General features: G+C 60.8%; 24 protein-coding genes and 2 pseudogenes. 13 read left to right on the top strand and 13 right to left on the bottom strand.

Annotated features, from left to right (window positions below):
- Nucleotides 1-89 precede the first annotated feature (89 nt).
- Nucleotides 90-791 (top strand): histidine phosphatase family protein, encoded by a 702-nt coding sequence (locus tag VRB54_RS08920; RefSeq protein WP_338480427.1) that lies wholly within the window; start codon nucleotides 90-92, stop codon nucleotides 789-791.
- Between the two features lie 58 nt (nucleotides 792-849).
- Nucleotides 850-1,905 carry a permease gene (locus VRB54_RS08915; RefSeq protein ID WP_338480426.1) on the top strand — a complete coding sequence of 352 codons (1,056 nt, stop codon included), beginning with the start codon at nucleotides 850-852 and terminating at the stop codon, nucleotides 1,903-1,905.
- A gap of 340 nt (nucleotides 1,906-2,245) precedes the next feature.
- On the opposite strand, the gene mnmH is transcribed toward VRB54_RS08915, so the two are convergent.
- From mnmH to VRB54_RS08895, 4 genes are all read right to left on the bottom strand, one after another.
- Entirely contained in the window at nucleotides 2,246-3,349 is a 1,104-nt protein-coding gene (gene mnmH / locus VRB54_RS08910) for a tRNA 2-selenouridine(34) synthase MnmH (RefSeq protein ID WP_338480425.1), read from the bottom strand.
- The gene (gene selD, locus VRB54_RS08905) at nucleotides 3,349-4,383 is read right to left on the bottom strand and encodes a selenide, water dikinase SelD (RefSeq protein ID WP_338480424.1); all 1,035 of its coding nucleotides are present in this window, start codon (nucleotides 4,381-4,383) and stop codon (nucleotides 3,349-3,351) included. Before selD ends, mnmH begins: the two co-directional genes overlap by 1 nt.
- A 93-nt stretch (nucleotides 4,384-4,476) precedes the next feature.
- Nucleotides 4,477-5,226, bottom strand: a complete 750-nt coding sequence (locus tag VRB54_RS08900; protein ID WP_057009045.1) for a TerC family protein — start codon at nucleotides 5,224-5,226, stop codon at nucleotides 4,477-4,479.
- 28 nt (nucleotides 5,227-5,254) lie between these two features.
- Nucleotides 5,255-5,506 carry a hypothetical protein gene (locus tag VRB54_RS08895; protein WP_338480423.1) on the bottom strand — a complete coding sequence of 84 codons (252 nt, stop codon included), beginning with the start codon at nucleotides 5,504-5,506 and terminating at the stop codon, nucleotides 5,255-5,257.
- Nucleotides 5,507-5,640: 134 nt separating this feature from the next.
- Here VRB54_RS08895 and nhaR point away from each other — a divergent pair, with 134 nt between their 5' ends.
- On the top strand, nucleotides 5,641-6,543 hold the full coding sequence (nhaR, locus tag VRB54_RS08890) for a transcriptional activator NhaR (RefSeq protein WP_338480422.1): 903 nt from the start codon (nucleotides 5,641-5,643) through the stop codon (nucleotides 6,541-6,543).
- A gap of 73 nt (nucleotides 6,544-6,616) precedes the next feature.
- Here the strand turns inward: nhaR and VRB54_RS08885 are convergent, their stop codons facing one another.
- Nucleotides 6,617-7,126 (bottom strand): DUF1993 domain-containing protein, encoded by a 510-nt coding sequence (locus VRB54_RS08885; RefSeq protein WP_057009041.1) that lies wholly within the window; start codon nucleotides 7,124-7,126, stop codon nucleotides 6,617-6,619.
- Nucleotides 7,127-7,241: 115 nt separating this feature from the next.
- On the opposite strand from VRB54_RS08885, the pseudogene VRB54_RS08880 reads away from it, so the two are divergent.
- Nucleotides 7,242-7,893 (top strand): annotated as a pseudogene (locus VRB54_RS08880) (YceH family protein).
- Nucleotides 7,894-7,950: 57 nt separating this feature from the next.
- Here the strand turns inward: VRB54_RS08880 and VRB54_RS08875 are convergent.
- Complete coding sequence (locus VRB54_RS08875) at nucleotides 7,951-8,769, bottom strand: shikimate 5-dehydrogenase (RefSeq protein ID WP_338480421.1); 819 nt, start codon at nucleotides 8,767-8,769, stop codon at nucleotides 7,951-7,953.
- Nucleotides 8,770-8,926: 157 nt separating this feature from the next.
- Between VRB54_RS08875 and VRB54_RS08870 the strand changes: the two genes are divergently transcribed.
- A complete protein-coding gene (locus VRB54_RS08870) occupies nucleotides 8,927-9,298 on the top strand; it encodes a hypothetical protein (RefSeq protein WP_338480420.1) in 372 nt (123 codons plus the stop codon).
- A gap of 243 nt (nucleotides 9,299-9,541) precedes the next feature.
- Nucleotides 9,542-9,736, top strand: a complete 195-nt coding sequence (locus VRB54_RS08865) for a hypothetical protein (RefSeq protein ID WP_209980906.1) — start codon at nucleotides 9,542-9,544, stop codon at nucleotides 9,734-9,736.
- A gap of 263 nt (nucleotides 9,737-9,999) precedes the next feature.
- On the opposite strand, the gene VRB54_RS08860 is transcribed toward VRB54_RS08865, so the two are convergent.
- Nucleotides 10,000-11,067: an AI-2E family transporter gene (locus VRB54_RS08860; protein WP_057009037.1), complete on the bottom strand. Its 1,068-nt coding sequence runs from the start codon at nucleotides 11,065-11,067 to the stop codon at nucleotides 10,000-10,002.
- Nucleotides 11,068-11,188: 121 nt separating this feature from the next.
- A complete protein-coding gene (locus VRB54_RS08855) occupies nucleotides 11,189-12,508 on the bottom strand; it encodes a Na+/H+ antiporter family protein (RefSeq protein ID WP_338481072.1) in 1,320 nt (439 codons plus the stop codon).
- A gap of 242 nt (nucleotides 12,509-12,750) precedes the next feature.
- On the opposite strand from VRB54_RS08855, the pseudogene VRB54_RS24500 reads away from it, so the two are divergent.
- Nucleotides 12,751-14,040: pseudogene (locus VRB54_RS24500) on the top strand (HAMP domain-containing protein); the annotation flags it as partial.
- Nucleotides 14,041-14,142: 102 nt separating this feature from the next.
- A complete protein-coding gene (locus tag VRB54_RS24495) occupies nucleotides 14,143-14,898 on the top strand; it encodes a methyl-accepting chemotaxis protein (protein WP_422396095.1) in 756 nt (251 codons plus the stop codon).
- A gap of 271 nt (nucleotides 14,899-15,169) precedes the next feature.
- Here VRB54_RS24495 and VRB54_RS08845 read toward each other — a convergent pair whose 3' ends face one another.
- From VRB54_RS08845 to VRB54_RS08830, 4 genes are read right to left on the bottom strand one after another with little or no spacing between them, the layout of a single operon-like run.
- Complete coding sequence (locus VRB54_RS08845) at nucleotides 15,170-16,489, bottom strand: sensor histidine kinase (protein ID WP_338480417.1); 1,320 nt, start codon at nucleotides 16,487-16,489, stop codon at nucleotides 15,170-15,172.
- Complete coding sequence (locus VRB54_RS08840; protein ID WP_057009034.1) at nucleotides 16,486-17,154, bottom strand: response regulator transcription factor; 669 nt, start codon at nucleotides 17,152-17,154, stop codon at nucleotides 16,486-16,488. The genes VRB54_RS08845 and VRB54_RS08840 overlap by 4 nt, the downstream gene beginning before the upstream one ends.
- Nucleotides 17,154-17,465 (bottom strand): PepSY domain-containing protein, encoded by a 312-nt coding sequence (locus VRB54_RS08835; protein ID WP_209980896.1) that lies wholly within the window; start codon nucleotides 17,463-17,465, stop codon nucleotides 17,154-17,156. Before VRB54_RS08835 ends, VRB54_RS08840 begins: the two co-directional genes overlap by 1 nt.
- Nucleotides 17,465-17,767 carry a PepSY domain-containing protein gene (locus VRB54_RS08830; protein ID WP_338480416.1) on the bottom strand — a complete coding sequence of 101 codons (303 nt, stop codon included), beginning with the start codon at nucleotides 17,765-17,767 and terminating at the stop codon, nucleotides 17,465-17,467. The genes VRB54_RS08835 and VRB54_RS08830 overlap by 1 nt, the downstream gene beginning before the upstream one ends.
- A 189-nt stretch (nucleotides 17,768-17,956) precedes the next feature.
- On the opposite strand from VRB54_RS08830, the gene VRB54_RS08825 reads away from it, so the two are divergent.
- The 5 genes from VRB54_RS08825 (at nucleotide 17,957) to codA (ending at nucleotide 22,757) form a co-directional block, all read left to right on the top strand.
- Nucleotides 17,957-19,036 (top strand): patatin-like phospholipase family protein, encoded by a 1,080-nt coding sequence (locus tag VRB54_RS08825; RefSeq protein WP_338480415.1) that lies wholly within the window; start codon nucleotides 17,957-17,959, stop codon nucleotides 19,034-19,036.
- A gap of 94 nt (nucleotides 19,037-19,130) precedes the next feature.
- Nucleotides 19,131-19,487, top strand: a complete 357-nt coding sequence (gene queD / locus VRB54_RS08820; RefSeq protein ID WP_003237990.1) for a 6-carboxytetrahydropterin synthase QueD — start codon at nucleotides 19,131-19,133, stop codon at nucleotides 19,485-19,487.
- Between the two features lie 84 nt (nucleotides 19,488-19,571).
- A complete protein-coding gene (locus VRB54_RS08815; RefSeq protein WP_338480414.1) occupies nucleotides 19,572-20,012 on the top strand; it encodes a GNAT family N-acetyltransferase in 441 nt (146 codons plus the stop codon).
- 163 nt (nucleotides 20,013-20,175) lie between these two features.
- Nucleotides 20,176-21,444 (top strand): cytosine permease, encoded by a 1,269-nt coding sequence (gene codB, locus VRB54_RS08810; protein ID WP_338480412.1) that lies wholly within the window; start codon nucleotides 20,176-20,178, stop codon nucleotides 21,442-21,444.
- A gap of 65 nt (nucleotides 21,445-21,509) precedes the next feature.
- Nucleotides 21,510-22,757, top strand: coding sequence for a cytosine deaminase (codA, locus tag VRB54_RS08805; protein WP_338480411.1), 1,248 nt, complete (start codon nucleotides 21,510-21,512; stop codon nucleotides 22,755-22,757).
- Here the strand turns inward: codA and VRB54_RS08800 are convergent.
- Entirely contained in the window at nucleotides 22,754-24,910 is a 2,157-nt protein-coding gene (locus VRB54_RS08800) for a lipase family protein (protein WP_338480410.1), read from the bottom strand. The genes codA and VRB54_RS08800 overlap by 4 nt on opposite strands.
- Nucleotides 24,911-24,919 lie beyond the last annotated feature (9 nt).

Raw genomic sequence — 24,919 nt, 5'->3', positions numbered from 1 at the left:
TATCGACAAGGAACACCGCAGCACGCGCCAAGCGCCACTGTGGCCGGGCCTGTCGGCCTTAACCTGACGCACGAAGACTCGAACCTATCATGAAGATCAAGCCTCCGCGCCTAGTGCAACGTTTCAAGCGCTATTCATACATTATGTTACCGATGCTGCTGGTCAGCGGCGCCATGGTTGCCGCCCTCGACGCGCGTGAAAGCCGTGCGCAGCCGGTGGACGGCGTACAAACCCTGGTATTTTTGCGCCACGGCGAAAAACCGGCCGGCGGCCTCGGTCAGCTCAATTGTCAGGGCCTTAACCGTGCGATGAACCTGGCCACGGTGCTGCCGGAAAAATTCGGCAAGGCCAATTACGTGTTTGCGGCCAACCCAACGCGCAATATCGAGGAAGGCGAGAAGGATAATTCCTACAGCTACATTCGCCCGCTGATGACCATCAGCCCCAGCGCGATCAAGCTCGGCCTGCCGGTCAACATCAAGTTTTCGGCCAACGACACCAGCGCCCTGGCCGACGAGTTGGTGGAAGACAAGTACCACAACGCGACCATCTATACCGCCTGGTCTCACGGCTATCTGCCGGAACTGATCAACAAGGTGGCCAGCGAAGCGGTGGGCGAGAAGCACACCATCACCGAAGACTGGTCCGGCAGCGATTACGATACCCTCTACGTGCTCACGCTGACCTGGCACAACGGCAAGGCGTCGTTGTTGAGTCGCAACTATAAGCAGGGCCTGAACAACGGCGAGCAAAGCTGCCCGGAAGCGACACAGGTGAGTGCAGATATCTGAAGGTTGAGCGGCAGGGGCGTATGATGCTGCGCTATCGACTCCTCTGCGGATTATCAGCATGTCCAACCTCATCTCCACCCAGCCCAACCGGGGCTGGTCTTTCTGGTGGAAGCCGGCGCTGTTCCTATTGGTGGCCTGCGTCGGCCTCTACTATGTGAAGTGGTCGCCCTACTACTTCAAGGCGTTTGTCGCGGCCGACAACCACAGCATCGGCGCCTCGATTCTCAATGACCAGCAAAGCTCGCCCCTGGCGGCCGCGCTGGCCTACGCCCAAGTGTATTTCCTCGCGATCTGGAAAGCCGCCGTACTGGCGGTGATTCTTGGCTCATTGCTGCAAGTGCTGATCCCACGTGACTGGCTGCTGCGCCTGTTCGGCCGTGCCGGGCTTGGCTCGACCCTGCGCGGTGGGTTGTTCGCCCTGCCGGGGATGATGTGCAGTTGCTGCGCCGCGCCTGTGGCGGCGGGCATGCGCCGTCAGCAGGTATCGGTGGGCGCGGCACTGGCGTTCTGGATCGCCAACCCGGTGTTGAACCCGGCCACTCTGGTGTTCATGGGCTTCGTGCTGGGCTGGGGCTTTACCACGTTGCGGCTGGTGGCGGGGATTGTGCTGGTGGTGGGCGTGTCCCTCGTAGCCCAGCGTATCGCACGCCCCGAGCAGGTGCCGGAGGCCGCGCTGGAAGCTGTGGCCGATGTGAGCACCGTGGACGCGCAACCGTTTTTCGGCCGCTGGCTGCGTACCCTGTGGCAGCTGTTCTGGAGCACCATCCCGGTGTACATCCTGGCGGTGCTGGTCCTGGGCGCGGCACGGGTGTGGCTGTTCCCCCACGTGGACGGCGAAATGGCCAACAGCCTGGTGTGGCTGGTGCCGCTGGCGATTGTCGGCACGCTGTTCGTGATTCCTACGGCGGCGGAGATTCCTATCGTACAAACCATGATGGCCCTTGGCATGGGCACCGGCCCGGCGGTGGCGCTGCTGATGACCCTGCCCAGCGTGAGCCTGCCGTCGCTGTTGATGCTGCGCAAGGATTTCGATGCGCGGGTGCTGGTGACGGTGGCCGGATTGACCATGCTGATCGGGGTGGTCTGTGGCTTGATCGGGGCAGTGATTCTCTAGAGTTTGGGTGAGGCTGAGGGCCTCATCGCAGGCAAGCCAGCGCTTATTAAACACAAAATAACTTATTGATTTTAAAACCTGAAGTTTCAGGCAGCCACATTCCTGTGGCGAGCGGGCTTGCCCCGCGTTGGGCTGCGCAGCAGCCCCCAAACCATGTTCCGCGTAGTGTCAGGTACACCGCGTTTTCTTTGATTGGGGGCGCTTCGCGCACCAACGCGGGGCAAGCCCGCTCGCCACAGAGGCCCCAGTTTGCTGCACGACAGCGCTAAGTCGAAGACTTGGCGGAGCCTCCCACATTTTGAACGGTGTATACATTCATAGGTGGGAGCTGGATTGCCTCTCAGCTCAGTCTGGCCAACCTCTCGCGCAAATACTCCACCACAGCCCCCTGCTCCCCCGCAAACTCGATCCGTGCACCTTTGCTCTCGCGCTGGAAGGCGTACATCGGGTCGTAGTATTCGCGCAACAACCCCTCAATCCACACTCGGTGCAAATGCACCTCGCCACTGCGCGCCTGCTCCGCCAGAGCGTCCTGCAAAATCGCCTGCAACCGCTGGAAGCGTTCGCCGCCCAGGCGCTTGTGGATATTGGCCAGGCTCTGGGTCAGGCGTTCGGCAAACAGTACCTGGCCCTGCTCGCCAAACACCGCAATGAACTCGGCACGCAGGTTCACCACATAGTCGCGCAGGATCCGCTCCACGCGCCCTTCCACGCTGTCTTCCAGCCACACCATCGCAAAGCGCTGCATGCCTTTGTGCAACGGCAGCGGCAGCGCGCAACTGCCGATCATGCGGCTCTCGTCCTCGACCACGAACTGCTCGATGCCGGCAGCGCGTTTTTTCAGCAGGTCCACCGCCAGGCGGTTCTCGAAGTCGATGTTGGATGGTTGCGCCGTGGCGCGCTTGCCGAAGCTGGAGCCGCGATGGTTGGCGTGGCCTTCCAGGTCAAGGGCGTTGTGCAACTGGCCAAGTACTTCGGTCTTGCCGGTGCCGGTCATGCCGCCGAGCAGCACGAAATCACACTGCGCAGTCGCTTGCTCGATGGTGTCCACCAGGAACGTACGCATTGCCTTGTAGCCACCGCCGACGCGCGGGTATTCGATGCCGGCTTCGGTCTTCAGCCATTGCTGCACGATCTGCGAGCGCAGCCCGCCGCGAAAGCAGTACAGGTAGCCATGGGGGTTGACCTGGGCGAAGTGCGCCCATTGCTCGATACGCTGAGCCTTGATCGCCCCGGACACCAAGTCGTGGCCCAGGACGATTGCGGCTTGCTGGCCCTGCTGCTTGTAGCAGGTGCCGACCCGCTGGCGCTCGTGGTCGGTCATCAGTGGCAGATTGATCACCCCCGGGAACGCGCCCTTGGCGAATTCAACCGGCGCGCGGGTATCCATCATCGGCCGGTCGCTCAGGAAAATGTCGCGGTAATCGGTGATGTCGGCCGCCATCAAATCACCTCGACCGCGTTGATCTGTCGCTCGAGCAATTCGCCGATTGGCGCAAGGTTCAGGCCCAGCTCCGCCGCCACGGCGTGAAACTCGGCGTCGCCTTCAGGCGTGACGGCGATCAGCAGGCCACCGCTGGTTTGCGGGTCGCACAATACGCGCTTGTGCAGCTCCTGCACGCGCCCCAGCTTTTTGGCGTAGCTGTCAAAATTGCGCAAGGTACCGCCGGGCACGCAGCCCTGGTCGAGGTAGTATTCCACCCCTGGCAGGCGTGGGACCTTTTCGTATTCGATGCGCGCCGTAAGACCACTGCCGTCGGCCATTTCCACCAGATGGCCCAACAGACCAAAACCGGTGACGTCGGTCATGGCGGTCACCCCGGCCAACTTGCCGAAGCGGCTGCCCGGTTTGTTGAGGGTGCACATCCAGTCCCGGGCCAGGCCGATATCCGACTCGCGCAGCTTGCCCTTCTTTTCCGCCGTGGTGAGGATGCCGATGCCCAGGGGCTTGGTCAGGTACAGCCGGCAACCGGCGGTGGCGGTGTCGTTGCGCTTCATGTGGCGCTTGTGCACCAGGCCCGTAACGGCCAGGCCGAAGATCGGCTCCGGCGCGTCGATCGAATGCCCGCCCGCCAATGGGATGCCGGCTTCGTCGCACACCGAACGGCCGCCACGGATGACTTCGCGGGCCACCTCCGGCGCCAGCACATTGACCGGCCAGCCAAGGATCGCGATGGCCATCAGCGGGTCGCCGCCCATGGCGTAGATGTCGCTGATGGCATTGGTGGCGGCGATGCGGCCGAAGTCGAAGGGATCATCGACAATCGGCATGAAAAAGTCCGTGGTGGAGACCACGCCACGCTCGTCGTCGATGGCGTAAACCGCCGCATCGTCGCGCGAGGCGTTGCCCACCCACAGGTTGGGGTCAAGGTTCTGCGCGCCGCTGCCGGCAAGGATCACTTCCAGCACCTGGGGCGAAATCTTGCAGCCACATCCCGCGCCGTGGCTGTACTGGGTAAGGCGAATCGGCTCGTTCATGGGAAACCTCAAGCTATCAAGTGGGGCGATTCTAGCAGACAGCAAAAGGCCGGCTGGCTCTTGTGAGCGCAGCCGGCCTGTTTGTTTCAGCGCTTACTGACGAGCAGCGAGCAAACGCTTGTGGCGGTTACGCCGGGCGATGTTCAGGCATTCGATCACCGCCGAGAAGGCCATGGCCGCATACACGTAGCCTTTGGGCACGTGGGCACCGAAGCCTTCGGCGATCAGCGTCATGCCGATCATGATCAAAAAGCCCAGGGCCAGCATCACCACGGTCGGGTTGTCGTTGATGAACTTTGCCAAAGGTTCGGCCGCTACCAGCATCACGATCACCGAGGTCACCACGGCAATGATCATGATCGGCAAGTGCTCGGTCATACCCACAGCGGTGATGATGCTGTCGATGGAGAACACCAGGTCCAACAGCAGGATCTGGCCGATGGCCGCGGCAAAACCGATGGTAACGGCGTTGCCGGTGCTGGTCTTTTCTTCCGGCTCCGGGTCCATGCTGTGATGGATCTCGGTGGTCGCCTTCCACACCAGAAACAGGCCACCGGCGATCAGGATCATGTCTTTCCACGAAAACGCCTGGCCGAAGATCTCGAACACCGGCGCCGTCAGTTGCACGATGAACGCGATGGTGCTCAACAGGCCCAGACGCAGGATCAGCGCCATGCTGATACCGATGCGCCGCGCCTTCGCCCGATGTTTCTCCGGCAGTTTGTTGGTGAGGATCGAGATGAAGATCAGGTTGTCGATGCCCAGCACGATTTCCATGACGATCAGGGTCGCCAGGGCGATCCAGGCGGTGGGGCTGGCGGCCAGTTGTAAAAGGTAGTCCATAGGTCAGTCCTGAGGTTGTGCCGGGAAGTTAGGTGTCTTGGGTATTGGAGTCTGACTCGTTTTTTTCCTGATCATCCTTTTTTTGCGGGCTGATCAGGCCTTGTGTCGCCTCGCTCAACGCCTGTTCGGCGGCCTTGTGGGTGTCATCGATAGCCTGCCTGGCCGATTCGGTGGCTTTGCCCAACACCTGCTGTGCACTTTTTTCGACCTGATCACACCCGCTGATCATCACCAATGAAAGCGCAAGCAAGGACGCCGCGCCCAGGAAATTGAGTTTCATGATGCATTCCTCCTTAGAACCAATGGGTCCAGAGAGTGGCCCCGTGATAGCGAGGCATTCTATGCAAGCGAACAGTTCAGTAAAATTCGTATTTTTCTCACGTATACTTCGGTTTTCACGAAGTGTAGGCCGCCATGCTCAATTATCGACAACTGCATTACTTCTGGGTGGTGGCCAAGACAGGCAGTATCGTGCGTGCCTGCGAACAACTGAACCTCACGCCGCAGACCATCAGCGGGCAGATCAGCCTGCTCGAACATACCTATGGCATCGCATTGTTTCAGCGGGTAGGACGCCAGCTGGAACTCACCGAGGCCGGACGCAATGCCCTGCCCTACGCCGAACAGATGTTCCAGACCGGCAATGAACTGGAGGCGATGTTGCGCGCGCAACCGGATGAACAGCAGATCCTGTTCCGGGTCGGGGTGGCGGATGTGGTGCCCAAGTCCATCGTTTACCGGCTGATCGCGCCCACCATGGAGTTGAGCGAGCCGCTGCGCATCACCTGCCGCGAAGACAAGCTCGAACGCTTACTGGCAGACCTGGCGATCCAGCGCCTGGACCTGGTGATCTCCGACAGCCCGATGCCGACGCACCTCGACATCAAGGGCTACAGCCAGAAACTGGGCGAATGCGGCATCAGCTTTTTCGCCACCCAGGCCTTGGCCGACCGGCATCCCGGCGCTTTCCCACAATGCTTGCAGGGCGCGCCATTGTTGATTCCGGGCGCGGAGACGGTAATACGCAGCCGTTTGCAGCGCTGGTTTGCCGAGCAGCAGATCCAGCCGAAGATCATCGGCGAGTTCGACGACAGCGCTTTGATGCAGGCCTTCGGCCAATCCGGCAGCGGCATATTCATCGCCCCCAGCGTGATTGCCGACGAGGTGGTGCGCCAGTACGGCGTGGCTTTAATTGGCCAGACCGATGCAGTGACCGAGTCGTTCTACGCCATCTCGGTGGAGCGCAAGGTCAAGCACCCCGGCATCGTGGCGATTACCGAAGGCGCACGACGCGAGTTGTTTACCGCCCTGCCCTGACCGCCAACGCAAAATGCAAAAAAAACCGGGATGGCTCGTTGAAGAACCACCCCGGTTTTTTGTAAATGGCGGCTTAGAACGCGCCCATGTAATCGCGCTTGCCCACTTCCACACCGTTATGACGCAGCAGTGCATAGGCCGTGGTGACATGGAAGAAGAACTGCGGCAGGCCGTAGGTCAACAGGTAGGACTGGCCAGTGAAGCGCTTCTCTTTCGGCGTGCCTGGACGGGTGACGATCTCGATGCCTTCCTTGCCGTCGATCTGCTCGGGCTTGAGGGTATCGATGAAGGCCAGCACCTTGGCGATCAGCGCTTGCAGGTCGGCGAAGGTGACTTCGTTGTCTTCGTACTTGGGCACGTCGATCTCGGCCAGGCGTGCCGAGACGCCCTTGGCGAAGTCGACGGCGATCTGCACCTGGCGCACCAGTGCGAACATGTCCGGGAACAGGCGCGCCTGCAGCAGCGCGTTCGGCTCGATATTTTTGGCGGTGGCGTGGGCTTCGGCTTTGTTCAGCACATCGCTCAGGGCGCTGAGCATTTGCTTGAAGACCGGGATTGAGGCGGCGTACAGGGAAATAGTCATGACAGTCTCACGGTTATGGCAGGGTTTGAACCAGCGTCGATTATAGGCATGCCAGCCGCTTGTCTTTTATTTTTTCCGGCATAGGCTAGTGCTCTCACTGCATAGGGAAAGCGCGATGACCGCCGAGCACGACACCGACACCCCTGAGCCGCGCCTGAACAGCACGGAAATCCGCATCCTGGGCTGCCTGATCGAAAAACAGGCGACCAACCCGGAAACCTATCCCCTGACCCTCAACGCGCTGGTGCTGGCTCTGCAACCAGAAGACCAGCCGCGAGCCAGTGATGAACCTGAGCCCGGGTCAGGTCGGCCAGAGCCTGCGCGTGCTTGAAGGCCAGGGATTTACCCGGCTGGTGATGGGCAGCCGCGCCGACCGCTGGGAACACCGTGTGGAAAAAGCCCTGGAACTGGTGCCGGCCCAGGTGATTCTTATCGGCCTGCTGTTTCTGCGCGGGCCGCAGACGGTCAACGAGTTGCTGACCCGCAGCGGGCGCATGCATGATTTTGAAGATGCCGAGCAGGTGGTGCACCAGCTCGAACGCCTGATTGCACGAGGCCTGGCGCTGTTGGTACCGCGCCACGCGGGTCAACGCGAAGACCGCTACACCCACGCGCTGGGCGACCCGGCGGATATCGAAGTGATCATCGCGGCGCGCGGAAGTCCGGTGGAACGTGGGGCGCAGGGCGTCCCGGTCGAGCGCATTGAAGAACTGGAAGCACGCATTGCCGCCCTGGAAGAGCGCCTGGCACAGCTGGAACAGGCGTAACGCGATGATCCGGGTGGGAGGGGGCTTGCTCCCCCACATTTGGATCGGCGCGGGTCTTCAACCGCGGGCGAAGGCGACTGCCGCCTCGAATTGCTCACTCGTCGGCCGTACGCCGGTGTAAAGCACAAACTGCTCCAGTGCCTGAATCGCGATCACCTCCAGCCCGGTAATCACTCGCTTGCCTTTGGCCCTGCCTCGTAGGATGAACGGCGTTTCGGCAGGAATCGCCACCACATCGAACACCGTGTCCGCGCTATCCACTGCATCGGCGTCAAACGCCAACTGATCCGCTTCCGATCCGCCGGTCATGCCGATCGGGGTCACGTTGATCAGCATCTGCGGGCGCAGTTCGCCCAGGTGCGCCTGCCATTCATAGCCCAGGTTCTGCGCCAGCGCCCTGCCCGCCGCTTCGTTGCGCGCCACGATCACGCCCTTGGCATAGCCGCCATCGCGCAGTGCACTGGCCACGGCCTTGGCCATGCCGCCGCTGCCGCGCAGGGCAAACGTGGAATCCTTGGGCACCGTATGTTTTTTCAGCAGTTGTTCGATGGCGATGTAGTCGGTGTTGTATGCCTTGAGATGGCCATCGGTGTTGACGATGGTGTTCAGGGAATCAATGGCTTGAACCGACTCGTCAAGTTCGTCCATCAAGGCAATGGCAGCCTCTTTGAACGGCATGGACACCCCGCAACCGCGTACACCCAGCGCCCGGATGCCGCCGATCGCGCCGGACAGATCACGGCTGCTGAAGGCCTTATAGTAGAAATTCAAGCCCAACTGCTCGTACAGATGGTTATGGAAACGCAGGCCAAAATTTCCGGGACGCGCCGACAGTGACATGCACAGCTGGGTGTCCTTGTTGGGGTGCATCTGCATGGGTAGCTCCTTGAAAGTAAGCAAATCGGTACAGACCTTACACAACCTTTACCTGGCGGCTGTGCTGTTTTTCAGAAATACGTTGTCTTAAAAGTATCCCCGCGACATTACTTGAGTCTATTGATTGCAGACCACAAGCGCAGGGGCTAACCGAGGAATGACCATGATGCGTAAACTCCCCAGGATCGCCTTGCTTATCGGCGCACTCGCAATGGCCGGCCAAGCCTCCGCCCACGGTGGTGGATGGGGTGGCCCTGCCGTCTTGGGTGCATTGGTGGGCGCCGCCGTAGTGGGCTCCGTGGTGGCCAACCAGCCCCGTGAGGTCTATGTGCAGCAGCAGCCGGTGTATGTGCAACCGCAGCCGGTCTATGCAGCACCTCCGCCGGTCTACTACGCCCCGCCGCCGGTGTATGTGCAGCGTGAGGTCTATTACCGCCCGGCGCCGGTTTACTACGGTCCACCGCGCGGCTATTACGGACCTGCCCACTACTACGGTCCTCCCCATGGCTATTACGGCCGTGGCTGGTAAGCGTAATCACCTTGCATGAACAGGCCCCGCCCACACGCGGGGCCTTTTTTTGCGCGCAATTCATGGGGGCCACGTCCAATTCAACCGCGCGGGGGTCGCTCTGAGGACAGCGACCAAAGCGTAATCACACATCATTGAGGACAAAAGTCTACTTGCTTGACCGGGGCCGGCGCTGGCATGTTGAGCCACTCACACGCTCATCACTGCGCCTGTCCACCCAATAACAACAAAGGACGACTGACCATGCCCACGCAGAACCCCCACCGCACCGCCGGCCTGTGCACATCCAGCAAGGTCTATAACGCATTGACCGAACTCAAGCACCTGGAAGGCCACCGCAACGCGAAGTTTCTGGCGTTGCTGGCGGAAAACCTGGTGCGCAAAGGCGTGCTCAGTGAAGCGGAAGTGGTGCACATGCTTGATCAGGTGGTGGAGTAACGCCTGGCGTTGATGACGACTATCGAGACAGATGATTTTTCCCGTCTCGTCATGCCCCTTAAGGTAGCCCCATCATCACGTTTGGAGGTCTGTATGCCCACCGTTCACATCATGTCCGTCGTCGGCACCGCCGTTCCCGCCCCCCTGCGCAACAGGGGTCTGCTGGCCTGCTGGTACCTGGTAAGCAATGGCGAGCCCATCAGCGGCCCGCTCCTGTCACTGTCTGACGCAAAACAGCAGCTGCAACAAACGTCGCTTCGCGCTTAAGGCAACGGCAACTTGACCCGCGGCTTGGTCTCCACAAACAGCGCCCAGCTGGACATGAACAGCGCTGCCACCAGCGGTCCGATCACGAAGCCGTTGAGGCCAAACACCGACAGACCGCCCAGGGTCGAGATCAAGATCAGGTAGTCCGGCATCTTGGTGTCCTTGCCTACCAGAATCGGGCGCAGCACGTTGTCGACCAGGCCGATCACGAACACGCCGAACAGCCCCAGCACCACACCCTGCCAGATCGCCCCACTGAGCAGGAAGTAAACCGCCACCGGCGCCCAGACAATCCCCGCGCCGACCGCTGGCAACAAAGATAGAAACGCCATCAGCACGGCCCAGAGCAGCGCGCTGGGAATGTCGAGAAACCAGAAAATCAAGCCGCCCAGCGCGCCCTGAGTCACCGCCACCAGTACGTTGCCCTTGACCGTCGCCCGCACCACCCGGTTGAACTTCAATTGCAGGCGACGCTTCTGCGGCTCGGCCAACGGCACCGCGGTGCGTACCTTGCGCACCAGCTCGGGGCCATCGCGCAGCAGGAAAAACAGCAGATACAGCATGATGAAAAAGCTCACCAGGAAATCAAACGTACCCTGGCCAAAGCTGAACGCCTGGGACGCAAAAAACTGGCTGCCCTGCATCGCGCCCTTGACGATCTTTTCGCGCAGCCCCTCCAGATTGCCCATGCCAAACCGGTCCAGCAAATGCTGGAAGTAAGGCGGCAGGAAGTTCTTGAACTGCTCGATATAACCGGCCACATCCAGCTTGCCGCTTTCGATGTTCTTGTACAGCGTGGCACCCTCCTGCACGAGCAAGGCACTGGTGATGATCACCGGCAGGATCGCGATCACCAGACACGCCGTCAACGTGGTCAGGGACGTGAGGTTGCGGTTCCAGCCGAATTTCGTCTGCACGCGGCGCTGCATGGGCGCAAAGATGATGCCGAGGATCACTGCCCAGAACACCGCGCCGTAGAACGGCAGCAATATCCAGATGAACGCCACGGTCACCAGGACCAGCATCAGCAGCAGGGTTTTGAATTGAAGGTTGGTCGCGTTCATGTCCGGTCCGTGTGAAAAAAGCGGGGTGCATCCTGCTGCTTAGTCCGCAGCGAATCCTGCGAGTGCCATCTTTGTTGCACTGAGCGTAGCCGCCGTACAACGGTCGATGGCGGCGTTCGCCTCAAAGGGTCATGGCAGCGATCCAGCCGAAAGCCAGCAATGGGATGTTGTAGTGCAGAAAGGTCGGCACCACGGTGTCCCAGATATGGTGATGCTGGCCGTCGATGTTCAGGCCGGAGGTCGGGCCGAGGGTGGAGTCGGAGGCAGGCGAACCGGCGTCGCCCAGCGCGCCGGCCGTGCCGACGATGCACACGATGGCCAGCGGGCTGAAGCCCAGCTGCACGCACAGCGGCACGAAGATCGCTGCGAGAATCGGCACCGTGGAAAACGACGAGCCAATGCCCATGGTAACCAGCAGGCCCACCAGCAGCATCAACAGCGCCCCCACCCCACGGCTGTGGCCGATGAACGCCGCCGAGGTTTCCACCAGCGAGCGCACGTCACCGGTGGCCTTGAGCACTTCGGCAAAGCCCGACGAGGCGATCATGATGAAGCCGATCATCGCCATCATTTTCATGCCTTCGGTGAACAGATCATCGGTTTCGCGCCAGCGCACGATGCCCGATACCGAGAAGATCAGGAACCCGGCCAAGGCGCCGATGATCATCGAGTCCAGCCACAACTGAATGATGAACGCCGAGGCAATCGCCAGCCCGGCCACCAGCAGGGTCAGCGGGTTGTACTGCACGGCCACCTGCTCGACACGCTCGATCTTCTCGAGGTCATACACGCGCTTTTTGCGGTAGCTGACAAACACAGCCACCAGCAGGCCGACCACCATGCCCAGTGCCGGCAGGCCCATGGCGTGGGTGACGTTGACCTGGCTGATGTCCACCCCGCTCTTGGCCACGTTGGCCAGCAGGATCTGGTTGAGAAAGATATTGCCGAAGCCCACCGGCAGGAACATGTACGGCGTGATCAGGCCGAAAGTCATCACGCAGGCGATCAGGCGGCGGTCCAGTTGCAGCTTGGTCAGCACATACAGCAACGGAGGCACCAGCAACGGGATGAACGCGATATGGATCGGCAGGATGTTCTGCGAGGCAATCGCCACCACCCACAGCAGTCCGATCAACAACCATTTGACGTGGCTGCCACCGGTGGTTTCCTGGCGATCGACCAGCATCAGCGCTTTGTCCGCCAGCGCATGGGCCAGGCCGGATTTGGCAATCGCCACCGCGAAAGCACCGAGCAAAGCGTAGGACAGGGCCACGGTCGCACCACCACCCAAGCCGCCGTTGAACGCCTGAAGCGTGGCCTCGATGCCCAGGCCACCGGTCAAGCCACCCACGAGGGCGCCAATAATGATGGCGATGACCACATGCACACGGGACAGGCTGAGCACCAGCATGGTGCCGACCGCGGCGATGACTGCGTTAATCATGGTTACCTCAAGCAGAAACATAAAAAGACAGGCATGCCCGCGCGCGCAGCCAATGAATAGGGCGGCCGGCGAACAGGCTTCAAGGAGGTCTTGTTAGAGGGCGCGCACTTTGCAGCAGGCAGGGCCGCATGTCAAAAAACGGCGCCGTTTTCAGGTTCGAATGGATCAGTTGAATAAAGAATCTTTCGCCGCAGCCGACACAGTAGTTCTCTGTGCCTTCAGGTTAAGGATGCTTTTTGATGTCCCTTAGACAACTGTCCATTCAATGGAAAATCACCCTGCTCGCCGGTTTGTGCCTGCTGGGCATCGTCACCCTGCTCGTAGGCTTGTCGCTGTATCGCATGGAACACAGTTCGGCGCAGGTCAAGGCGGCCAGCATGCAAATGCTCGATGAGGCGGCGCAGGCTCGCATCGAGGCACAGGGTGAGGGACAGGCGCTGAGCATTCGCCGGCAGTTCATGGACGCCTACCAGTACGGTCACGGTTTTTCCCGCCAGGTATTGTTCCTGCGTGAACAGGCCGAAAAACGTTTTCTCGACGCCTTCGACACGCGCGAAGACCTGACCCGGCAGGTCAAGGCCGCATTGCAGGCCAACCCCGATCTGCTCGGCCTTTCCCTGGTGTTCGAAAGCAATGCACTGGACGGCAAGGATGAGCTGTTCGCCAACCAGGCCGAACTGGGCAGCAATGAAAAGGGACGTTTCGCGCTGTATTGGTCGCAACCGACGCCGGGCAAGATCACCTCGATGGCGCTGCCCGAAAGCGACATGGCCGACGTGTCCGTCGGCCCCAGCGGCGAGAAAGCCAACGCCTGGTTCACGTGCCCGCGCACCACCCTCAAACCTTGCGTGATCGAACCGTATTTTTATGTGATCGACGGGCAGAATGTGCTGATGACCAGCATCGTGTTTCCGCTGATGGTCGATGGCAAGGTCGTCGCTTCACTGTCGGTGGACATCAACCTCAACAGCCTGCAGGCGGTGAGCAAGCAGGCCAGCCAGAAACTCTATGACGGTCAGACCCAGGTCAGTATCCTCAGCCCCACCGGTGTGCTCGCCGGCTACAGCCCGGATGCGAGCAAGCTCAGCCAACGCCTGGACCAGGTCGACCGCACCAGTGGCGCGCAACTGATCAGCGCACTCGCCGGCAGTACCCAGGTGCGCAGCCTGCGCGCCGACCATCAATTGAAAGTGCTCGCGCCGTTCACCCCCATTCCAGACGGCAAACCCTGGGGCGTGTTGCTGGATGTGCCAGAAAAAGTCCTGATGGGCCCGGCCGAAGCGCTGAAGGCGCAACTGGATGCCGACAACGCCCGCGGCACCTGGCTGGAGTTGAGCCTGGGCCTGCTGGCCGCCGTGCTCGGCCTGATCCTGGTGTGGCTGATGGCCCGCAGTGTGACGCGGCCGATCCTCGGCGTGGCACGCATGCTGGAAGATATCGCCAGCGGCGAAGGCGACCTGACCCGCCGCCTGGCCTACGCCAAACAGGATGAGCTGGGGCAACTGGCCGGCTGGTTCAACCGCTTTCTCGACAAGCTGCAACCGATTATTGCCGAGGTCAAACGCTCGGTGCAGGATGCCCGCGGCACCGCTGACCAATCCGCTGCGATTGCCACTCAGACCAGCGCCGGCATGGAACAGCAGTATCGCCAGGTGGACCAGGTGGCCACCGCCTCCCATGAGATGAGCGCCACCGCGCAGGACGTGGCCCGCAGTGCCGCCCAGGCCGCCCAGGCCGCACGCGATGCCGACCAGGCGACCCGCGAAGGCCTGACGGTGATCGATCGCACTACACGCAATATCGGTGAACTTGCCGCTGATATGAGCACCGCCATGGCTCAGGTCGAAGGCCTGGCCGTCAACAGCGAAAAAATCGGCTCGGTGCTGGAAGTGATTCGCGCCATTGCCGAGCAGACCAACCTGCTCGCGCTGAACGCTGCCATCGAGGCCGCCCGTGCTGGTGAGGCCGGTCGCGGCTTTGCGGTGGTGGCCGACGAAGTGCGCAACCTGGCGCGGCGCACTCAGGAGTCGGTGGAAGAAACCCGGCGGGTGATCGAACAGCTGCAAGGCGGGACAGAAACCGTGGTAAGCGCCATGGGCAACAGCTATCGCCAGGCGCAGGGCAGCGTCGAACAGGTCGGCCAGGCGGTGACGGCACTGCGTCAGATTGGCGAGGCGGTCACGGTGATCAGCGACATGAACCTGCAGATCGCCAGCGCCGCAGAGGAACAAAGCGCGGTGGCCGAGGAGATCAACAGCAATGTGGCGACGATCCGGGATGTGACCGAGTCCTTGTCGGAGCAGGCCAACGAGTCCGCGCGAGTGAGCCAGGCATTGAACAGCCTGGCCAATCAGCAGCAGGGGCTGATGGATCAGTTCAGGGTGTAAGCCTCAGGAAAATCCATCGTGGCGGCTGCACCAGCAGCCTCCGTGGCGAGCGGGCTTGCCCCGCGTTGGGGTGCGAAGCGCCCCCAATCAAGAAAACGCGGTATACCTGACACTGCGCAGAGCATGGTTTTGGGGCTGCTGCGCAGCCCAACGCGGGGCAAGCCCGCTCGCCACAACAAGCCTGCTCGCCTCAGGGATGTGATTGAAATAACGCGTACGCAGCCATTACTTCAGCTTGAGCGCTTCCCCCCACACTTTGGTTTTTGGCCACTCAGGAATGGCGTTTGGGCAGCTCGATCAATACCTTCAGGCCACCCAATTCGGACTCCTGCAACTGCAACACCCCTCCCCACACCTCGGCGATGTCACGCACGATGCCCAGGCCCAGGCCGTGGCCATCGATCTGTTCGTCCAGGCGGGTACCACGGCTCAGCACTTGCTGCCGCTGGGTCTCGGGAATGCCCGGGCCGTCATCTTCCACGGCCAGCAGGTAACCCTTTTCGGTTTCGCTGATCGTCAGCCGTACATCGGCATCGGCCCATTTGCAGGCGTTGTCCAGCAGGTTGCCGAGCAGTTCCAGCAAATCTTCCCGGTCCCACGGCAACTGCAGGCCAGGGGGGACGTGGTAGCTCAGGTCCAGGTGCTCGCCATGGATCATGTTCAAGGTGGCAAGCAGGCCTGGCAGCTCCTGTTCACAGTCAAACAACGCCCCCGGCAGGGTCTCGCCGGTCAGGCGCGCGCGGTTGAGTTCACGGTTAAGGCGTTGTTGCACCTGCTCAAGCTGATCACGCAGCAGTTTGCTTAACTGCGGCTGCTCCCTGAGCGCCTCGCTCGACGCCGCACTCAGCATCACGGCCAACGGCGTTTTCAGCGCGTGGCCAAGGTTGCCCAAAGCATTGCGTGAACGCTTGAGGCTGTCTTCGGTGTGGGCCAGCAGGTGGTTGATCTGCGCCACCAGCGGCTCGAGTTCCAGCGGCACTTGGGTGTCCAGTTGCGAACGCTGGCCCTGTTGCAACTGGGCGATCTGGTTACGCGCGGTTTCCAGCGGGCGCAAGGCGCGACGCACAGTGACCCGCTGCAGTACCAGCACCAGCAACAGGGCCGCCAGCCCCATCACCAGACCGATCTGACGCATCAGGCGAAAGCTTTCGCGCACTGGCGTGTAATCCTGGGCCACGCTGATGGAAATTGACTGACCAAAGCGTTTGTAATCCGATCGCAACACCAGCAATTGCTGGCCTTCCGGCCCCAACTGCAGGTTACCCTTGAGACCGGTCTCGGGCAGCCTGGGCAGCTCCTGGTCCCACAGTGAACGGGAGCGCCAGTGGGTATCGGCAAAATCGATACGGAAATAATGCCCCGAAAATGGCCGCTGATAGGCCGGCGACAAGCGTTGTTCATCCAACTGCACGCCGCCCGGCCCACGCACCAGCGCCACCAGCAGGTTCTCGCTGTCGTTACGCAGACCGGCTTCCAGGTAGCGCTGCAATCCGGTCTCGAACAACCACAGACTGGTTTGCGCCAGCACCAGACCGACGATCACCATCACGCTGATCAACCCCAGGCTCAGGCGCCGCTGGATCGACCTCATGCAGGGCTGGCGCCAAACCGGTAACCCTGGCCGCGCCGGGTTTCGATCACGCTGCGTCCCAGTTTGCGACGCAGGTGATTGACGTGCACTTCCAGCACATTGGAGTCGCGCTCGGTCTCGCCGTCATACAGGTGCTCGGCCAGATGGCTTTTCGACAGAATCTGTTCAGGGTGCAGCATGAAATAGCGCAGCAGACGGAATTCCGCGGCGGTCAGCTGGATTTCCTCGCCGTCGCGCAGCACGCACTGGCGGCCTTCGTCCAGATGCAGACCGGCCGCTTGCAGGGTCGGCTGGTTCGCATGTCCATGGGAGCGACGCAACAGCGCCTGGATGCGCAGGTGCAGTTCTTCAGGGTGAAAGGGCTTGCTCAGGTAATCGTCGGCGCCGGCCTTGAGCCCTTCGATGCGTTCGGCCCAGGAGTCGCGGGCGGTGAGAATCAGCACCGGCGTGGCCAATGCCGCTGCGCGCCACTGCGCCAATACGTCGAGCCCGGGCAGGCCCGGCAGGCCAAGGTCGAGGATGATCAGGTCATAGGGTTCACTGCGGCCCTGATACACGGCGTCGCGCCCATCGGCCAGCCAGTCGACCGCATAACCTTGACGCTGCAGACCGGCCAGCAGTTCATCGGCCAGCGGTACGTTGTCTTCCACCAGTAGCAGGCGCATCAGTCTTCCTTATCTTTGATCAACACACCGGTGGTGGCGTCGAGTTTGATTTCGCGCACCACGCCGTCAGTCGTCACCAGTTCGACTTCATAAGCATACTCGCCGTGCTTTTTCTCAAGCTCCGCTTCCAGCAGTCTGGATCCGGGATGCCGCGCCATGGCCTGTTGCAGCAGTTGCTCCAGCGGCAGGATCACTCCCTGTTGGCGCAGCGCCAGGGCTTCGTCCTGGTTGAGGTCGCGGGCGGCCAGGCTTGAGCAGAAGGCCAGGAGCACCAGCACTGCCAGACTCGCGACGCGTCGATATACCGTCATTACGTATCCTGATGATTCTTGAGAACGTGCCCGGAGAGCGCGTCCAGTTCAACGTCCCATTCGACGCCATGGGCATCCTCGATCTCGACCTCATAGATGTAACGGCCATAGTGCTCGTCCAGGTCGGTGTCCAGCAGGGTCGAACCTGGATGCAAAGCCAGCGCCGTGGCTTCAAGCTGATCGAAGGCGATAATGGTAACAGCGCCGGGCACATTCGGTGGTTTGTCGGGGTTCACTGCCCACGCCTGCACCGCAAACGCAGCGATGATACCGGCGGCGACCAGCGCTGTGAGGCGCTTCATGATGAGTCTCCGTTTCAGGATGTTTTTCCTACATCTGCGACGGTACGCGCTGCAACTTAACTCAAACTGAATTGCCACCATGGCAATTTTCCATAAGAAAAATCTCAACGTCACTCTGTTTATTCCGAATACACGCGTTATCGTTGGCGTTTTTCGCGAGCGAACTCGCTCCTTCAGTTTGAGACGTGTATGGCCGCTATCCATGTCAAGTTTCCCGCCCTGACCCTCAAGGCTGGCAAACGCGCATTCACCCGTATCCGCGAGCAAGGCCTTGGGCCTGCGGAGGTCGGCATCCTGCCGGGCGCAGCTGGCGGCCCCAAGGCTCTGGGGATCCAGGGGCTGGACCTGGCGCTGTTCGGCGACTGGCTGCGCCGTGCACCACGTGAGCGCGCACTGATCGGCGCGTCCATCGGTTCCTGGCGGTTTGCCAGCGCGTGCCTGCCGGACCCTGCGCAAGGCCTGCTTGATCTCGGGCGTCTGTATAACGAGCAACGGTTTGCCAAAGGCGTGACCATGGCCGAGGTCACCCGCAGTTGCCAGCGCATGCTTGACGACCTGCTGGCCGGCCGCGATGCGCAGGTGCTGGACAACCCCGACTATCGGCTGAACATCATGGTGGTCAAGAGCCACGGCCTGCTCGCCGATGACCACCGCGGACGGCTGGGTCTGGGCCTGTCGTCGGTGATTGCCGACAACCTGCGCGCTCGCGCCCGGCTGTCGCGGCATTTCGAGCGGCTGATCGTCCACGACCCGCGCCAGGCGCCGCCGGTGCATGCCCTGGAGGATTTCCCGTCGCGCTTCATTGAGCTGGGCCTGGACAACCTGCGCCAGGCCCTGCTCGCGTCTGGCTCAATCCCCATGGTGATGCAAGGCGTGCGCGACCTGCCCGGCGCCGGTGCGGGCACCTACCGAGACGGCGGCCTGCTGGATTACCACCTCGACCTGCCCTACGACGGCGATGACATCGTGCTGTACCCGCATTTCACCGACCGGGTCATTCCAGGCTGGTTCGACAAGGGCCTGCCATGGCGCCGCAGCAGTCAACAGGGGTTGCAGGATGTGTTGCTGCTGGCGCCCTCAAAGGACTACCTCGCTCGCCTGCCGCACGGCAAGCTGCCGGACCGCAGCGACTTCAAACGCTTCCTGGGGGATGACGCAAGCCGCCACAAATACTGGCAAACCGCGATGAGCGAGAGCCAGCGGCTGGGGGATGAGTTTCTGGAACTGGCGGATAACGGCAGGTTGGGCGAGAGGCTGCTGGCTCTCTGACTACGTTCCTGCAATAAGAGGGACGGTGTGCGCAGTGCGGGATCAAGCTGTTAAACTCGCCGCCTGCCAGATACCTGACCGAGCCGAAAATACCGTGGAAATCTTCAAAGAGTTTACGTTCGAATCCGCCCACCGCCTGCCCCATGTACCGGAAGGCCACAAATGCGGGCGCCTGCATGGGCATTCGTTCAAGGTGGCGATCCATCTCAGCGGCGACCTGGATCCCCATACCGGCTGGATTCGCGACTTCTCGGAGATCAAGGCGATTTTCAAGCCACTCTACGAACGCCTGGACCATAACTACCTAAACGACATCCCCGGCCTGGAAAACCCGACCAGTGAAGTGCTGGCCAAGTGGATCTGGACCGAACTCAAACCCCTGCTGCCGGAACTCAGCGCGATCCGCATCCATGAGACCTGCACCAGCGGTTGCATCTATCGCGGCGAATGAGCGGTTGATGAATGGAAAGCCACCTGCGGGTGGCTTTTTTGTGCACGGCTGCATGTCAGTCATTTTTCGACGGAGCTCGCAACTATGATACGCCCCGCTACCGCCCTCGATGTCGCTGCCATTGAACTCATTGTCAAGGCCGCCTACGCGCCTTACATAGAGCGCATCGGCCGTAAACCCGGCCCGATGCTGGAGGACTATCAGCAACGGGTTGCCTGCGGCGGGGTGCATGTGCTGGACAATGCCGGTCGGGTTCAGGGCTTTATCATCCTGGCCGCTGCAAGTAATGCGCTCTTGCTGGATAATCTTGCCGTCGACCCGAATGCCCAGGGCCTCGGGTTCGGGCGGCAGCTGATGGACTTTGCCGAGCAACAGGCTGTTCAGTCGGGCGCTACGAACATCGTCCTCTACACCAATGAAGCCATGACCGAGAATATCGCGCTCTACACTCGCAGAGGCTATGTAAAAACCCATCATTGCGTCGAGAACGGCCTGCGCAGGGTGTATATGAGCAAACAACTCTGACTCGGCGAACGATCCAATGTGTCTCACTGCTGCACCGCTTTCGCGCTGGGTGAACACAGCTTCTTTCAGATGGCTAAAAGTACTGTGCAGTGATTACTGACCGCCTGCCGGTTTGGCACGCGCGGTGCAACAAACCTGCGTCAACCATCAGGGAGCAAGGCACATGACGCAGCACGAACCGGGCAACGATTACCCTCTCAGCGAGGTCCCGCTGCATGCGCGCAAGGGCCTGGCGTCCACCGCGATGGTGCTGCTGGGGTTCACCTTTTTTACAGCGACCATGTTTGCCGGCGGCAAGCTGGGTGTGGCGTTCAGCTTCGTCGATATGCTCGGTGTCGTGGCGTTGGGTAACCTGCTATTGGGCATCTACGCTGCAGGACTGGGATACATCGCGTTCAAAAGCGGCTTGAACTCGGTGCTGATGGGTCGCTTCTGTTTCGGCGAGGTGGGCAGCAAGCTCAGCGACCTGATTCTCGGTTTTACCCAGATCGGCTGGTATGCCTGGGGTACCGCCACGGCAGCCGTGGTACTGGGCAAATATTTCGCATTGAGCCAGGGCAGCGTGCTGGGTTTGATGGTGCTGTTTGGACTGGTGTTCTGCGCGACGGCATACGTGGGGTATCGCGGCCTTGAGATCCTGTCGTATATCGCGGTGCCGGCGATGGGCATTCTGTTATGCCTGTCGATGTGGGTGGCAACGGTACAGGTTGGCGGGCTGGATGGCCTGCTGGCGGTGGTGCCGACGGGTGAGTTGGACCTGTCCACGGCGATCACCCTGGTGTTTGGTACCTTTGTCAGCGGGGCGACCCAGGCCACCAACTGGACGCGATTTTCCCGTTCGGCCAGAGTCGCGGTGCTGGCCAGTCTGATCGGATTCTTTGTCGGCAATGGCTTGATGGTGTTGATCGGCGCTTACGGCGCCATCGTCTATCAGCAACCTGACGTGGTTGAAGTGTTGCTGCTGCAAGGCTTTGCCATGGCGGCGATGGCCATGTTACTGCTCAACATCTGGAGCACTCAGGACAACACCATTTACAACTTCGCCGTGGCCGGTTGCAATCTGTTACGCACTCGCCGCCGCAAGACCGTGACCCTGGCCGGCGCAGTGATCGGCACCTTGCTGGCCTTGCTGGGCATGTATGACATGCTGGTCCCGTACCTGATTCTGCTGGGCACCGTGATCCCCCCAATAGGAGGAGTGATCATGGCGGATTTCTTCTACCGCTATCGTGGCCGTTACCCGCAGCTGGCCGTTGCCCGCCTGCCCGCCTTCAACTGGCCAGGGTTGGCTGCGTATGCCGTCGGCACCGTGCTGGCGTTCAGCTCGCCCTGGGTGGCGCCACTGGTGGGGATAGTCGCCGCTTCCATAACCTACATGCTGCTCACCGCCGTACTGCACGTACGCGAACCATTGGCTGACGCGCAGGCATGAGCCTTACCGGTGCCGATGGTAATCTGTCGGCCGCCTGATTGTTTTTAGCCAAGAGGAACTTGCCCATGCACATCATCAATGCCCGCCTGCGCAACCGTGAAGGCCTGCATGATCTGCACCTGGAAAATGGCCGGATTGCCAGCATCACGACACAGACCGCCGTGCCTGCGTTAACAGCCCACGACCTGGACGCCGCTGGCAATCTGGTGATACCGCCCTTTGTCGAACCGCATATCCATCTCGATGCCACCCTCACGGCCGGCGAACCACGCTGGAACATGAGCGGTACGTTGTTCGAAGGCATCGAGTGCTGGGGCGAACGCAAGGCCACCATCACCGAAGAAGACACCCGTACCCGTGCCCGCAAGACCATCCAGGCCCTGGCCGCCCACGGTATCCAGCATGTGCGCACCCACGTCGACGTTACCGACCCGGACCTCACCGCGCTCAAGGCCATGCTGCAGGTGCGCGAGGAAAGCGCGCACCTGATCGACCTGCAAATCGTCGCCTTTCCCCAGGAAGGCATCGAGTCCTACCGCAACGGCCGCGAGCTGATGGAAGAAGCCATTCGCCTGGGGGCCGATGTGGTCGGCGGCATTCCGCACTTCGAGTACACCCGTGACCAGGGCGTAAGCTCGGTGAAATTTCTCATGGACCTGACCGAGCGCACCGGCTGCCTGGTGGACGTGCATTGCGACGAAACCGACGACCCCCATTCGCGCTTCCTCGAAGTACTCGCCGAAGAAGCACGCAGCCGCGACATGGGTGCCCGTGTCACCGCCAGCCACACCACGGCCATGGGCTCCTACGACAATGCCTACTGCGCCAAACTGTTCCGCCTGCTGGGGCATTCGGGTATCAGCTTCGTGTCCTGCCCCACCGAAAGCATTCACTTGCAAGGGCGCTTCGACAGTTTCCCGAAACGCCGTGGCGTTACGCGCGTCAACGAACTGCTGGAGGCGGGCATGAACGTGTGCTTCGGCCAGGACTCCATCGTCGATCCGTGGTACCCGCTGGGCAACGGCAATATCCTGCGCGTACTGGAAGCGGGCTTGCATATCTGCCATATGCTCGGCTACCGCAACCTGCAAAGCGCTCTTGACCTGGTCACCGACAACAGCGCCAAGGCCATGGCCCTGGGTGACCGGTACGGCCTGGCGCCTGGAAGGCCGGCCAACCTGCTGATTCTCTCGGCAGACAGCGACTATGAGGTAATTCGCAGCCAGGGCCTGCCGTTGTACTCGATCCGCAATGGCAAGGTGCTGATGAAACGCCAGCCCGCGCAGGTGGAGTTTTTGCACGCCGCAGGTTAGACGATCGAGTCGATGTCCAGTGTATGCGCCCTCCCTCGATCATTGAGGGTGGGCGGCGGAATGCTGGCAACCTGGGACAATGCGCGGTTCTCGCGATGGCTGAACCAGCGTTTGAGACAGGGCAGCATGTGCGGCGCGTCCGCATGGCTGCCATAGACGTCGCGGGCATCAAGACGGCGCCAGCGCAAGCTTTGCAGGCGCTCGCGGCTAGTGCGCAAGCGGTCGATCTCCGCACTCAAGGCCTGACTAAGTGGGTGCGCGCGACTGCGCTGGTTGGTCGGCCGACGACCATCAAGTTCACGGTTCCTGTTGCGCAGTTGCTGGCCCATTTGCTCAAGCGCCTGGTCGATCCGTTCGAACTCCCTCGGCGTGACCAACGTACCCTGGCTCTCCTGGGTCTGCTGCCAACGACGCAAGGTTGCCCAGGCCGCCGGTATGTAGCTGGCAGTCATGAAATGCTGGCTGGCCTGGAATAGCTGTTTCAGCAGGTTGTCACGCGCGGGCATGTCACCGTACAACTGCAGCGCGCGATTGCAGGCCGCTTCCTGGATGGACTCACAACCGGGTTTCCACAACACCGAAGACTGCGTGCCATCCGGCAGCTTGATCGGCATGAAATGCTGTTGTTCGCCATGGTGCTGATAGGGGTCGCCGCCCACGCGCACCAGCCCGGCGGCGAACAACAAGCCGCCGGGGCCTGGTGCACTGAACAATGCGACGGCACCGGGAATCCAGAGCTTGGCGGTGGTGTTCATCCATGTCGCCGGGACGCTGGGCACAGGGTCGTTGTGGTTGACGATGCGGTGGTGCACCAGGCTGGAAGCACCGGCGACGAATTCGGAATCGGCGGCGCGGGGGGCACCGTAGGTGTAGAGGAGTGGGTTGTAATCTCGGTCAGGGACGCGACGCAGTCCTTCAGCCAATAACAAGGCAATTGCGCCGCCCAGGCTGTGACCGCAAATGATGATGCGTTGCCCCCTATGAAACAGGCTGAGATATCGCAACACAAAATCGCGCATGGCACCGTATGCCTGGTAAAAGCCCTGATGAACTTTGCCGACACCCTCGGAAAAGGGCACCTGGTGAGCATTTGCATCCCTTAATCCATCAGATGTACTGGCGGTGCCGCGCACAGCAATCAAGACAATCTCATCGTGATGGCAGATAAAGGCTTGGGTATCAGTGCCAAACGCCTCGTCGTCAAAAAAATGCAATTTGGCGGGATGTTCCTGGGCCATCCCCAAGTCTGGAGAGTTTTGCGGATACAACTCAGGGTCGAAGGGCAATATTTCAAAACGACTGGAGTACGGCACCTCCTCATACAAAGGATAAAAGCGCTGCACCTGCGTGCCGTCAAATTTCCATGCCTGCTGATACCCTGAAAGCTTTTGTGCAAAGACATTTCCCACACTGGGCTCCAGCGAAAAACGTACCTCTTCAATTGGTTTATCCGCAGGTTCCTGACCAAAACCGCAGTAACTCAAAGTAGACATCAGCGCCAATTGGTAAAGGTTCAAGGCACAGAATTGATCATCACTGGAAAGGATTGGCCGAAGCGCACGTAATGGCCGAACCTCAAGAACCGTATGCCGATTGGGAAACAACACGACGCCTGACAGTGTCTGTTCAGGAGGACCAAAACCCAACTCGGCCACCATTTTTAACGCGTGTCGTTGGGAGCCATGAATGCCGGGTGTCAACGGTGGCAAATGGGCACCGTGTCGAACCAGATCACGCACCTCAACCTCATAGTAATGATCTCCCTTCTGCCAGGCAGGGTTCTTCTCATTACGCTCAGCTAAAGGATCGGGAAATTGCGTTTTTTCAGCTCTGACCTGGAGGTCGGTAATAAGTAATGGATAGCTACTGCGCTTCTGCAAATGCTGATACACGCTCTCCCCCACCTCATAGAGTGCATTGAAAATCAGCACGACAGGACCTCTGCATTGATCCTCCAGCCGCGCAAAGCCATTTCCGTCCAGCTGCCCTTTGTGTGTCTGCCCGGCACTATCAATCACCTCGTACGCAAGCCCTCCATAGGCTTTTCCATCCCCTGATGCCTCCACAAGACGGAAGCTCAGCCAATCACCACGTAATGCACAAGCAGGCATTCTCTCGTTAAAAAAAGGCTGCTTCCATTGCTCGATTGCCATGCTGGATAT

It is taken from the genome of Pseudomonas trivialis, from assembly GCF_036864995.1.
Taxonomy (GTDB): Bacteria; Pseudomonadota; Gammaproteobacteria; order Pseudomonadales; family Pseudomonadaceae; genus Aquipseudomonas; species Aquipseudomonas trivialis.
The sequence above is the reverse complement of the archived record's forward strand: the minus strand, read 5'-3'. Positions and strand labels throughout refer to the sequence as shown.